The following is an 11,869-nucleotide window of genomic DNA, read 5'->3' on the forward strand; positions in this document are numbered from 1 at the left end:
CCGGTGGCCGAACTCCAAGGACAACGCATCCTGCTGGGCGTCAGCGGCGGCATCGCGGCCTACAAGGCGGCCGACCTGGTGCGGCGCCTGCAGGACGCCGGCGCGGAAGTGCGGGTGGTGATGACCGCCTCGGCCCTGCACTTCGTCGGCTCCACCACCTTCCAGGCGCTGTCGGGCCACCCGGTGCGCAGCTCGCTCTGGGACGAAGCCGCGGAAGCGGCGATGGGCCATATTGAACTCGCGCGCTGGGCCACGAAGGTGCTGGTAGCGCCGGCCAGCGCCAACACCATCGCCCGGCTTGCGCAGGGCCGAGCCAACGACCTGCTGAGCACGCTGTGCCTGGCCACCGAGGCGCCGGTGGTCCTGGCGCCGGCCATGAACCGGGTGATGTGGGCGCATCCCGCCACCCAGGCCAACGTCGCCACCCCTGGTGGCGCGCGGCGTGGAAGTGCTGGGACCGGCCACGGGCGACCAGGCCTGCGGCGAAGTGGGTGCCGGCCGCCTGCTGGAGCCGGTACAGATCGTGGCGGGCCTGATCGCCGGCGCCGCCGCGCCACGCCTGGCCGGCCGCCGCGTGCTGATCACCGCCGGCCCGACCTTCGAGGACATCGACCCGGTGCGTTTCATCGGCAACCGTAGCTCCGGAAAGATGGGCTTCGCAGTGGCCGCCGCCGCGCGCGCGATGGGCGCCCGGGTGACCTGGTGGCCGGCCCGGTGTCGCTGGCCACGCCAGCCGGCGTGCGCCGGATAGACGTGCGCCGTGCTGCGCAGATGCGCGACGCGGTGCTGGCCGAACTGCCCGGCCACGACATCTACCTGGGCGCCGCCGCTGTCGCCGATTACACGCCGGCCGAAACCCTGACGCAGAAGATCAAGAAGTCCGGCGAAACCCTGGCCATCCAGCTGGTGCGCACCGCCGACATCCTGGCCGAAGTGGCCGCGCATCCGCAGCGCCCGCGGCTGGTGGTCGGTTTCGCCGCGGAAACCAGGACATGGAGACCTATGCCCGCGACAAGCTGCAGCGCAAGGGCCTGGACCTGATCGCCGCCAACGATGTCGGCCGCGCCGGCCAGGGCTTCGAATGCGACGACAACGCGCTGTCGGTGTTCTGGCGCGACGGCCGCCACGACATCGCGCACGGCCCGAAGTCGCGGGTGGCGCGCGACCTGCTGGCCCTGGTGGCCGAACGCCTGGAGGCGAAGTGAACCGGGAGATCGAATTCCGCTGCCTGGATGCCCGCCTCGGCCGGGAATTCCCGCTGCCCGAGTACGCGACCGCGCATTCGGCCGGCATGGACCTGCGCGCCATGATCGACCAGCCGATCGAACTGGCGCCCGGGGATGCGCAGCTGGTGCCGACGGGGCTGTCCATACACATCGGCGATCCGGCGGTGTGTGCGGTCATCCTTCCGCGCTCGGGCCTGGGCCACAAGCAGGGCCTGGTGATGGGCAACCTGGTCGGCCTGATCGATGCCGACTACCAGGGACCGCTGATGGTCAGCCTCTGGAATCGCGGGCGCTTAACCGTCACCATCACGCCGGGGGATCGTGTCGCCCAGCTGGTGTTCCTGCCCGTGGTCAGGGCGGTGCTCCGGCAGGTGGACGAATTCGAACGCAGCGCACGCGGTGAAGGTGGCTTCGGCCACACCGGCGTGCGCTAACGGAGCGGCGCAAGCCTTTCCGGAATCAGGGGAAGCATGAAAGCATCGGCGCTCGGCTCGCTAAAGTCGGTCAAACCCAACGTGATCCTGGCGGTGTTGGTGGTGCTGGCGGCCGCCTGGTTCGCCTGGCAGGGCACGAAGGCGGCCTCGATCGAGGCGCTCAATGCACAGACCAGCCACGTGCGCTCGGAAGTCGCGAGCAAGATTGGCGAGAACCTGCAGGCCGCGGTGGCGCGGCTGGACGCCACGCGCGTCCGCATCGCCCTGGCCACCGCGCTCAAACGCGGCGAAACACAGGCCGCCCAGGACCTGGTGTCCAAGGACTGGGCCGGGGTGGAAGCGGTGGAATGGCACGAACCCGGCCTTGATGTTGCCTACGAGAACCCGGCGGCCTTCGGTTTCGGCAAGCTCGGCATCCCTGGAGTTGGCGTTGCAGCGCAATGGCACGCAGGCGGCGGTGGTGAAGGACGCCGGCGGTCCGCGCCTGGGCCTCGCGGCCCCGGTGCTCGAGGACGGCAAGGTACTGACCCTGGTCTATGTCCGCCTGCCGATCGACGCGCTTGTGGCGCCGCTGCAGTCCGCGAACCTGGACGGCGGCTACCTGGCCTTGCGCCAGGGCCAGCATTCGGTGGTGGAAACCGGTGACGTCGAACTCGCGAAGATGGCCGAGGTCGGCGCAGTGGCGATCCCGGATACCAGCCTGCGCGTGGTCGCGGCTGCGCCGTCCGGCGATGCCGGTCTGGGCGCCGGCACGAACTACCTGCTCGCGGCCCTGTCCGCGCTCGCCGCTTTCGGCCTGTTCATGCTGCCGCGCCTGAAAGGGTTGCGCATCCACCGCAGCACCGACGACGCCGGCCCCATCGTCGAGCCCACCATGGCCGAGCTGCAGAGCCAGGGCGCGCTGGACGCACCCCCGCCGGCCGAAAAGCCCGCGGAGGTGGCCGCGCCGGTGCTGCGGGCAACGCTGGACCGCAGCATCTTCCGCGCCTACGACATCCGCGGCGTGGTCGGCGCCACGCTGGATGCCGACACGGCGCGCCTGATCGGTCAGGCCATCGGCACCGCGATGCACCAGCAGGACGCGCGCACGATCGTGGTCGGCCGGGACGGCAGGCTCTCGTCTCCGCAGATGGCCGCCGCATTGATCGACGGCCTGCGCAAGGCCGGCCGGGAAGTGATCGACATCGGCGAGGCGCCGACGCCGGTGGTCTATTTCGGCGCCTACCACCTGCGCGCCGGCTCCTGCGTGTCGGTGACCGGCAGCCACAATCCGCCGGACTACAACGGCTTCAAGATCGTCATCGAGGGCGAGACGCTGGCGGGCGACGCCATCCAGAAGCTCTACGAACGCATCGCCGAAGGGCGCCTGCACACGGCCGACACACCGGGGCTGTCCAGCAAGCGCGACATTTCCGAAGACTACGTGCAGCGCATCGCCGGCGACATCCAGATCGAGCGCAAGCTGCGCGTGGTGGTGGACTGCGGCAGCGGCATCGCCGGCGCGATCGCGCCACGCCTGCTGGAGGCCATCGGCGCAGACGTCGAGCCGCTGTTCTGCGAGGTGGACGGCACTTTCCCGCATCACCACCCCGACCCCAGCGATCCGCACAACCTGCAGGACCTGATCAATGTCGTGAAGCGGGTGGACGCCGACCTGGGCCTGGCCTTCGACGGCGACGGCGACCGGCTGGGCGTGGTCACCAAGTCGGGCGAGATGATCTACCCGGACCGCCTGCTGATGCTGTTCGCCGCCGACGTGCTGGAGCGCAATCCGGGCGCCTGCATCATCTACGACGTCAAGTGCACCGGGCACCTGTCCATGCACATCCTGCGCCACGGCGGCAGCCCGCTGATGTGGAAGACCGGGCATTCGCTGATCAAGGCCAAGATGCGCGAGACCGAAGCCGAGCTGGCCGGCGAGATGAGCGGCCACTTCTTCTTCCGCGAACGCTGGTACGGCTTCGACGACGGCATCTATGCCGCCGCGCGCCTGCTGGAGATCCTGTCCAGCCGCGGCGAGACGCCACAGGAAGTGTTCGACACCCTGCCCAAGGGTGTGTCCACGCCCGAACTCAAGATCCAGGTCGAAGAGGGCGAGCAGTACGCCTTCATCGAGAAGTTCCTGGCCCAGGCGAAGTTCGAAGGTGCACGCATCGCCACCATCGACGGCCTGCGCGCCGACTGGCCCGATGGCTGGGGCCTGGTGCGCGCCTCGAACACCACGCCGGTCCTGGTGCTTCGTTTCGACGCAAAGGACAGCGAAGCGCTCGAGCGCATCAAGGACGCTTTCCGCCAGCAGCTGCTGGCGGTGGACCCGCGGCTCGTACTGCCGTTCTGATCAGCCGGTTGGCGTCTGCGCGGCGTCGGCGTCCGGGGCGGGCGTCGGCGCAGCGTCCGGCTTCGTCGCCTTGATCTCGCGGAAACGATCGATCAGCCGCGCCAGCTCCGCGTCCAGGTCTTCCAGTTCACCCTGCTTGAGCACCAGCATCTGCTGCTGCTTGATCATTTCCGAGTGCAGTTCGCGGATGGTGCCGGTCTGCTTGGCATTGACGGGCCGCCCGGCCAGCTCGGCCTCCGAGGCCTGCGCGAGCAGGCCGGTGAGGCTGGCACGCTGGCTGCCGATGCCGGCCTCGATCGCGTCCAGGGTCTGCCGCATCAGATCGACCCGGACCTGGAACGAGCGCTTGAGCTCTTCCTCGGTCTGGAACGAAGCGATCATCGCTTCTTCGGTCATGCGCGCCTGCTCTTCGTCCTTGGCGATACGGGCTTTTTCGGCGTCGGCCTTTTCCTTGGCGATGCGTTCTTCCTCGGTCAGGGCGCGCTCGATGCTGGCGGTGGCCATGCCGCTCTCGGGATTGATCTCGGTGCGCGCCTGGTCCACGGCCTCCGGCGGCAGGGCATCGCTGAACTGGACCTTGCCGTCCTTGTCCACCCAGCGATAGAGCTTCTTGGGCTTTTCCTGCGCGCCGGCCACGGCGGCGGCCAGCAGGGTCGAAGCCACGGCGATGCTGATGAGGGTGCGGATCATACGGGGTGCCTCCGGTCAGTCGGCTTGGCTGCCATACCGCGCACGATACGACAGCAGGGCGTCCTTGTGCGCGGCGATCTCGGGCCGTTCGTCGGCATGGGACAGCAGGTCGCCCAGGCCGGCGATGGCGTGCACCGGCAGCCCGAATTCGGCGGTCACTTCCTGCGCCGCCGAGCGTTCTCCGGCCTGGCCGCGCTCCTGCCGGTCGAGGGCGATCAGCACCCCGCAGGGCTCGCCGCCGGCGGCGCGGATGGTCTGGATGGATTCGCGGATCGCTGTACCGGCCGTGATCACGTCGTCCACGATCAGCACCCGGCCCCGTACCGGCGCGCCGATCAGCAGGCCGCCCTCGCCGTGGGCCTTGGCTTCCTTGCGGTTGAAGGCCACCGGCAGGTCCCGGCCGCGCCGGGCCAGGGCCACCGCCAGCGTGGTGGCCAGCGGGATGCCCTTGTAGGCCGGACCGAACAGCATGTCGAAGGCCAGGCCGGACTCGTCCAGCGCATCGGCGTAACACTCGCCCAGTTCGGCCAGGGCGGTGCCGGAATCGAACAGGCCGGCGTTGAAGAAATAGGGGCTGGTGCGGCCGGACTTGAGGCTGAATTCGCCGAAGCGCAGCACGCGGCGCGCCAGCGCCAGGTCGAGGAAGCGGCTCTGGTGGGATTTCACGGAAGGGTCCGGCAGAGGGAAAACCCGATTGTGCTACAGCCGGGGCCGGGCTGGCACCCGCGCCACGATGCCGGTTTCGGCTACGCTTCGGTTTTCCCGACAGACCGCCCGGACCACGCGCCGTGAGAATCATCAGCTTCAATGCCAACGGACTGCGCTCCGCCGCCAGCAAGGGTTTTTTCGACTGGCTGCCGGAACAGCAGGCCGACCTGGTCTGCGTGCAGGAAACCAAGGCCCAGGAACACCAGCTGCGGGTGCCGGAACTGTTGCCGCCGGGATACACCGCCTGGTTCCGCGACGCCACCACCAAGAAGGGCTACAGCGGCGTCGGCATCTATACGAAGCGTGAACCGGACGAGGTGCGCACGGCGCTGGGCTGGGATCAATTCGACGAAGAGGGTCGTTACCTCGAGGCGCGTTTCGGCAAGCTGAGCGTGGTGTCGCTGTATTTTCCGTCGGGTTCGTCGGGCGACGAGCGCCAGCAGTTCAAGTTCCGCTGCATCGACTGGATCACGCCGATCTTCGACCAGTGGCTGGCCAGCGGCCGCGACTACGTGATCTGCGGCGACTGGAACATCGTGCACACCCGCAAGGACATCAGGAACTGGACTTCGAACCAGAAGAACTCCGGCTGCCTGCCCGAGGAACGCGCCTGGCTCGACAGGCTTTTCCATGAGTGCGGCTGGGTGGACAGCTACCGGCACCTGCGGCCCGAGGGCGAGGACTACACCTGGTGGAGCCAGCGCGGCGCCGCGCGCGCCAAGAACGTCGGCTGGCGAATCGACTACCAGGTGGTCACGCCTTCGCTGCGGGACCGGCTCAAGGCCTGTGCGATCCACCCGGTGCCGCGTTTCTCCGACCACGCGCCCTACGTGGTCGACTACGCATGACGGCCGTAGCCACCTGGCGCGACCAGCTGCCGGCCGGCGTCCGGCCCTATTTCGAGAAGGAGCCGCTGGCGGCCTTCTTCCCTGGGCATCTCCTCCGGCTTCCCGTACGCGATGCTTGCCGCGACGCTCACCACGCGCCTTGCGCAGGACGGCATCGACAAGAAGTCGGTGACGGCATTCTCGCTGGCCTTCCCTGGTCTACAACCTCAAGTTCCTGTGGGCGCCGGCGGTCGATGGTCTGCGGCTGCCGCTGCTGGGGCGTTTGGGCCAGCGGGTGTCCTGGCTGGTGTTCGCCGGCCTGCTGGTGATGGCCGCGGTGGCCTGGCTCGGCTTGCTCGACCCCAAGGCGGACCTGGCAGTGTTCGCGATGGCCGCTGTCGCGGTGGGCGTGGCCGGTGCCACCTACGACATCGTCATCGACGCCTACCGCATCGAGACGCTGAAGCCCCAGCAGCTCGGCGTGGGATCGGGCATGTCGCAGTACGGCTGGCGCATTGGTTCGGTGGCGGCGGGGGCATTGGCCCTGTTCGTCGCCGCATCTTTCGGCTGGACGGCGGCCTATGTGCTGTGCGCGGCATTCGCGCTGCCGGCGATGCTCACCGGCCTGGTGCTGGGCGAGCCGGCGCGGCATGTGGTGGTCGCCACGCATCGTGGCCTGCGCCAGGCCTGGCAATCGGTGGCTGGGCCGCTGCTGGAATTCCTGCGGCGGCGTGGCGCTTTCCTGGTGCTGCTGTTCGTGCTGCTGCACAAGATCGGCGACACGCTGGCCAACCTTACCGTCCGCCTTCTGCTCAACGACCTGGGGTTCAGCAACGAGGAGATCGCCTACTGGGACGTGGGCCTGGGCGCGATCGCCTACCTGGTCGGCATCTTCATCGGCGGCGTGCTGTATGCGCGCTGGGGCATGAACCGTTCGGTGCTCGTGGCCCCTGGTGCTGATGGCCGTGTCCAACCTGAGCTTCGCCCTGCTTGCCTGGGTGGGCCATTCGAACGCCCTGCTGGGATTCACCATCGGCTTCGAGAACATCGCCAGCGGCATCGGTGGCGTGGTGGTGGTGGCCTATCTGTCGGCATTGTGCAATCTGGCTTACACGGCCACCCAGTTTGCGCTGCTGTCGGCGGCCTCCAGCGTGGTGGGCCGGGTGGTGACAGGCACCACGGCAGGCGCCTTGATCGAGTCGCTGGGCTATGTGCAGTTCTACCTGCTCACCACGGTGATCGCCTTGCCCGGCGTGCTGCTTTACCTGTTCATGTTGAGGGCCGGCCTGATCGAGCGTTCGCTCGGTGACGCCGGTCGCATTCAGCCTGCCGACTGACGTCCCAGGCTTGCAGTCGGCGCGTCTGGCCTTATGCTGGAAGCCCCCGAGGATCGAGGCAATGGCCGACTTCCTGTTGCGCGACATCGACGAGCGTGTAGCCGAGCGCATCAAGGAGATAGCGCGCCAGAAGGGCTGGCCGCTGAATGACGTCATCCTTCTGCTGATCAAGCAGGCGCTGGGCCTGGCCGAACCCGAGCCGGCACCGGTGCCGGGCGACATCGCACGCCTCACGGGCGCCTGGAACGACGATGAAAGCCGTGCCTTCCAGGAGGCGATGGCAGCCCTGAACGACCTGCCGGATGATGCGCCGGCCTATCTGCTCGACGAGAAGGGCAACAAGATCCCGGGCCAGTGATCAGGGGGCGTGGATGGCGCCCAGCACCCGCGCACCGCGGGCGCCGGTGACCGCTGGCAGGTTGCCGGGCCGGCCCGCCAGGGTTTCGCGCGCCAGCCAGGCGAAGCCGGCGGCCTCGATGAAATCAGGATCCAGGCCCGCGGCCGCGGTGCTTTCGACCAGCATCTCCGGCAGGTGCGCGCCCAGGCGCGCCATCAGCAGCGGGTTGTGCACGCCGCCACCGCAGACCAGCAGTCGTCGGGTATCGGCCTGTGAGTCCCGAAGTGCACGAGCCACGGTGATGGCGCTGAGTTCGCACAGCGTGGCCTGGACATCGGCCGGCGCCAGCGTGGCCCCTTCCATGCGTGATTCCAGCCATTCCAGGTGGAACTGGTCACGGCCGGTGCTCTTGGGCGGCGGCAGGCTGAACCAGGGCTCGGCCAGCAGGCGCGCCAACAGCGCGCCGTCCACCGTGCCCGACCGGGCGAAGGCGGCGTCGCGGTCGTAGGACTCGCCGGTGTGCAGCGCGCACCAGGCGTCCATGAGTCCGTTCGCGGGCCCGGTGTCGAAACCGCGCACCAGGCCTTGGCGCGGCAGCAGGGTGAGGTTGGCGATGCCGCCAAGGTTGAGCACGGCGCGGTCTTCGTCTTGCGAATGCAGGATCGCGGCGTGGAAGGCCGGCATCAGCGGCGCGCCCTGGCCGCCGGCGGCGACATCGCGGCGGCGGAAATCGGCAACAGTGACCAGACCCGTGGCCTCGGCGATGACATTGGCGTCGCCCAGCTGCTGGGTGAAGGGCGCCGGGCCGCGTGGATCGTGGCGCAGCGTCTGGCCGTGCGACCCGATGGCGCGGACCGAAGTGTTGGCGGTGCCGCTGTCTCGCAGCGCCTGCAGTGCTGCAGCGGCGAAGGCCTGGCCGAGCCGTGTGTCCAGGCGCCCGACTTCGTCCAGGCTCAGCCGGGCTTCGGCCTGCGACAGGCGCAGCACCTCGGCGGCAAGCTCCGCAGGCAGCGGGTAGGTCCGGCCGAACACCAGGCGCGGCGCCGGATCGAAGGCCATCAGGGCGGCATCGATGCCGTCCACGCTGGTGCCCGAGATCAGGCCAGAAAAAGCCCGCCGGTGCCGGCGGGCGGGGTGTTTCCGGAGGTCGGTGCGACCGCCATGCGGTCAACGTGCGGCGAGGCGCACGCCCTCCACACGCTTGAGCTGGGCCATCGCCGGCGCGGTCGCGGCGCGGAAGCGCGCCAGCTCGGCACCGGTCAGCGGATCGGGCTTGGGCATGGTCACGGTCAGCGGATCACGGTGCACGCCCTTGACCCGGAATTCGTAGTGCAGGTGCGGGCCGCTGGCCAGGCCGGTCATGCCGACGTAACCGATGGTCGCGCCCTGCGATACGCGGCTGCCGGTCTTGTACTTGCCGAAGCGCGACATGTGGCCGTACAGCGTGGTGGTGCCGTTGCCGTGGTCGAGAACGACGGTGCGGCCGTAGCCGTTCTGCCAGCCGACGAAACTGACGCGGGCATCGCCTGCGGCCATGATCGGCGTGCCGGTGCCGGCGGCGTAGTCCACGCCCTTGTGCGCACGCACGGTGCCCAGCACCGGGTGCTTGCGCCGCGGGTTGAAGCGCGAGCTGATGCGCGCGAACTCGATCGGCATGCGCATGAAGCTCTTCTTCAGCGGGCGGCCGCTCAGGTCGAAATATTCGTCCTTTCCGTTGTGCTGGTAACGCACCGCGGTGAATTCCTTGCCGCGGTTGAAGAAGCTGGCGGCGACCACGCCGCCGCTGCGCAGGCGTTCGCCGTCGCGCCAGATCTCTTCGTACACGACTGGAAGCGGTCGCCATCGCGCAGGTCCTGGGTGAAGTCGATGTCGTACGAGAATGCGTTGGCCATCTGGTTGATGGCGGCGTTGCTCAGGCCGGCCTTGGCGCCGGCGGCGTACAGCGAGCTGGTGATCTCGCCGCTGGCGACCATCACCCGGCGCTCGAGCGGGCGCTCGATCACCTTCTCCTCGATCTTTTCGCCGGCGAGCTTGAGCTCGACCCGGCTGGCTTCGTCGCGTTCGAAGCGCAGGCCCCGCAGCTGGCCGTCCTGGCCCAGGTCGAAGGCCAGCTCGGCACCAGCGCGCAGACGCGACAGGGTCTTGGCGTTAGGCTGCGCCAGGATCCGGTGCATCACGGATGCCGGCACGCCCATCTGCTCGAACACCGCGCCCAGGGTCTGGCCACTCTGCACGCGCACCACCTGCCAGGCACTGCTGCCCGCGACTTCGGCGGCCTTGCCGACCAGCGGCGGCAGCGGCAGGCTGAGGGTGGCGCGGTCCCTGGGCGTTCGCACTGCGCGTGGCGCTGGCGAAGCCGGGGACGATAGTGATGATGAGCAGGGCAAGGAAGGCGAACAGGCTGGCCAGCACCCAGTGCTCACGCGACCAGCGTCCGAACGGGGAGGATTTGAGCTGCTGCAAAGGGTTCGTCCCCGCGTATACCGAAAGTCGCGGTACGATAACCAGTGCGAAATAGTTGCGTCAAACCCTTGTCGCATCTGGATTTTTTGCCTGCCGCAGTTTAACTTTCTATTAACTTGCCTTTAACGCCAAGGGGCCCGGCCGGGGTCCTGTCCTGAATAAGAGCTCCGTCACGTTCATGTCCGACCACGACCACGCCCTCGAAACCATCGGCCGCGGCGCCGAAGAGATCCTCAAGCACGAGGAGCTGGCCGCCCGCCTCAAGCTCGGGCGCCCCCTGCGCATCAAGGCCGGGTTTGATCCGACAGCGCCCGATCTGCATATCGGCCACACCGTGCTGCTCAACAAGATGCGGCAGTTCCAGGATCTCGGTCATCAGGTGATTTTCCTGATCGGCGACTTCACCGGAATGATCGGCGACCCGACCGGCAAGAACGTCACCCGCAAACCGCTGACCCGGGAGGACGTGCTGGCCAACGCCCAGACCTACGCCGACCAGGTGTTCAAGGTGCTGGACAAGGAGCGCACCGAGGTGCGTTTCAACTCCGAGTGGTTCGGCCAGATGTCGGCCGCCGACATGATCAAGCTGGCGGCGCAGCACACCGTGGCGCGCATGCTGGAGCGCGATGATTTCGCCAAGCGTTACGCATCGCAGCAGCCGATCGCGATCCATGAATTCCTGTATCCGCTGGTGCAAGGCTACGACTCCGTGGCGCTGAAGGCGGACGTCGAGCTGGGCGGAACCGACCAGAAATTCAACCTCCTGATGGGGCGCGGCCTGCAGGAGCACTTCGGCCAGCCGCCGCAGATCGTGCTGACCATGCCGTTGCTCGAGGGGCTGGACGGCGTCAACAAGATGTCCAAGTCGCTGGGCAACTACATCGGCATCAACGAGCCGGCGATCGACATCGTCACCAAGACGCTCAAGATCGGCGACGACTTGATGTGGCGCTGGTTCGAGCTGCTCAGCTTCGAGGTGTCGCTGGCGGAACTGGCGCGCATGAAGCAGGAGGTGGCGTCCGGTGCGCTCAACCCGCGCGATGCCAAGCTGCGGCTGGCGCGTGAGCTGGCGGCGCGTTTCCATGGCGCGGCCGCCGCCGAAACGGCGATCGCCGGCTGGCATGCGGTCGTGCGCGGTGAAGGCGATACCTCGCTGCTGCCGCTGGCCGAGATCGTCGTGCCCGCCGAGGGCCTGCGCATTGCGCCGCTGCTGGCGGCGGCGGGCCTCGCGGCCAGCAATTCCGAGGCCTCGCGCAAGCTCAAGGAGCGCGCCGTGAAGGTCGGTGGGGAGGTGTTCGAGGATCCGCAGCGCCTGTTCGCCCCCGGATTCGAGGGTGTCCTTCAGGTCGGCAAGCGCAGTTTCGCCCGGGTCCGGCTGGTCAAGGGCTGAGAAAAGCAGGCGTTTTTTCGATTCGCTTGCTTTCGCCGGTTCGCCGCGGCTAGGATTCGCGCCCCGCTGAGCCGACGGCCTTGTCCGGACGGGTGGCGGGGGAAGAAAAAGGACGGTTT

12 protein-coding genes and 2 pseudogenes are annotated in these 11,869 nt (G+C 68.4%); 8 read left to right on the forward strand and 6 right to left on the reverse strand.

Annotation, left to right across the window (positions count from 1 at the left end; all coding sequences use genetic code 11):
* Positions 1–3: 3 nt before the first annotated feature.
* From FRZ33_RS16765 to dut, 3 genes and pseudogenes are all read left to right on the forward strand, one after another.
* On the forward strand, positions 4–639 hold the full coding sequence (locus tag FRZ33_RS16765; protein ID WP_265468717.1) for a flavoprotein: 636 nt from the start codon (positions 4–6) through the stop codon (positions 637–639).
* Positions 617–1,205: pseudogene (locus FRZ33_RS16770) on the forward strand (phosphopantothenoylcysteine decarboxylase domain-containing protein). Before FRZ33_RS16765 ends, FRZ33_RS16770 begins: the two are co-directional and overlap by 23 nt.
* Positions 1,202–1,660 carry a dUTP diphosphatase gene (gene dut, locus FRZ33_RS04260; protein WP_146907885.1) on the forward strand — a complete coding sequence of 153 codons (459 nt, stop codon included), beginning with the start codon at positions 1,202–1,204 and terminating at the stop codon, positions 1,658–1,660. Before FRZ33_RS16770 ends, dut begins: the two are co-directional and overlap by 4 nt.
* Here the strand turns inward: dut and FRZ33_RS15935 are convergent.
* Positions 1,657–1,980, reverse strand: coding sequence for a hypothetical protein (locus FRZ33_RS15935; RefSeq protein ID WP_227978106.1), 324 nt, complete (start codon positions 1,978–1,980; stop codon positions 1,657–1,659). The genes dut and FRZ33_RS15935 overlap by 4 nt on opposite strands.
* Before the next feature lie 110 nt (positions 1,981–2,090).
* On the opposite strand from FRZ33_RS15935, the gene FRZ33_RS15940 reads away from it, so the two are divergent.
* Positions 2,091–3,998, forward strand: a complete 1,908-nt coding sequence (locus FRZ33_RS15940) for a phosphomannomutase/phosphoglucomutase (protein WP_322619013.1) — start codon at positions 2,091–2,093, stop codon at positions 3,996–3,998.
* Here the strand turns inward: FRZ33_RS15940 and FRZ33_RS04270 are convergent, their stop codons facing one another.
* Both FRZ33_RS04270 and pyrE read right to left on the reverse strand, forming a co-directional pair.
* Entirely contained in the window at positions 3,999–4,688 is a 690-nt protein-coding gene (locus FRZ33_RS04270) for a DUF4124 domain-containing protein (protein ID WP_146907887.1), read from the reverse strand.
* 15 nt (positions 4,689–4,703) lie between these two features.
* Positions 4,704–5,354 (reverse strand): orotate phosphoribosyltransferase, encoded by a 651-nt coding sequence (pyrE, locus tag FRZ33_RS04275; RefSeq protein ID WP_146907889.1) that lies wholly within the window; start codon positions 5,352–5,354, stop codon positions 4,704–4,706.
* Positions 5,355–5,476: 122 nt separating this feature from the next.
* Between pyrE and FRZ33_RS04280 the strand changes: the two genes are divergently transcribed.
* From FRZ33_RS04280 to FRZ33_RS04290, 3 genes are all read left to right on the forward strand, one after another.
* The gene (locus FRZ33_RS04280) at positions 5,477–6,244 is read left to right on the forward strand and encodes an exodeoxyribonuclease III (RefSeq protein WP_146907891.1); all 768 of its coding nucleotides are present in this window, start codon (positions 5,477–5,479) and stop codon (positions 6,242–6,244) included.
* Positions 6,245–6,506: 262 nt separating this feature from the next.
* On the forward strand, positions 6,507–7,532 hold the full coding sequence (locus FRZ33_RS04285; protein ID WP_265468718.1) for an MFS transporter: 1,026 nt from the start codon (positions 6,507–6,509) through the stop codon (positions 7,530–7,532).
* Between the two features lie 89 nt (positions 7,533–7,621).
* On the forward strand, positions 7,622–7,918 hold the full coding sequence (locus FRZ33_RS04290; RefSeq protein WP_146907893.1) for a hypothetical protein: 297 nt from the start codon (positions 7,622–7,624) through the stop codon (positions 7,916–7,918).
* On the opposite strand, the pseudogene FRZ33_RS04295 reads toward FRZ33_RS04290, so the two are convergent.
* The 3 genes and pseudogenes from FRZ33_RS04295 to FRZ33_RS15950 form a co-directional block, all read right to left on the reverse strand.
* Positions 7,919–9,031: pseudogene (locus FRZ33_RS04295) on the reverse strand (anhydro-N-acetylmuramic acid kinase); the annotation flags it as partial.
* 33 nt (positions 9,032–9,064) lie between these two features.
* The gene (locus FRZ33_RS15945; protein ID WP_322619033.1) at positions 9,065–9,559 is read right to left on the reverse strand and encodes a M23 family metallopeptidase; all 495 of its coding nucleotides are present in this window, start codon (positions 9,557–9,559) and stop codon (positions 9,065–9,067) included.
* A 26-nt stretch (positions 9,560–9,585) separates the two neighbouring features.
* The gene (locus FRZ33_RS15950) at positions 9,586–10,233 is read right to left on the reverse strand and encodes a LysM-like peptidoglycan-binding domain-containing protein (RefSeq protein ID WP_227978109.1); all 648 of its coding nucleotides are present in this window, start codon (positions 10,231–10,233) and stop codon (positions 9,586–9,588) included.
* 305 nt (positions 10,234–10,538) lie between these two features.
* Between FRZ33_RS15950 and tyrS the strand changes: the two genes are divergently transcribed.
* Entirely contained in the window at positions 10,539–11,750 is a 1,212-nt protein-coding gene (gene tyrS, locus FRZ33_RS04305; RefSeq protein ID WP_146907896.1) for a tyrosine--tRNA ligase, read from the forward strand.
* Positions 11,751–11,869: the final 119 nt, after the last annotated feature.

It is taken from the genome of Arenimonas daejeonensis, from assembly GCF_007993735.1.
GTDB lineage: Bacteria > Pseudomonadota > Gammaproteobacteria > Xanthomonadales > Xanthomonadaceae > Arenimonas > Arenimonas daejeonensis.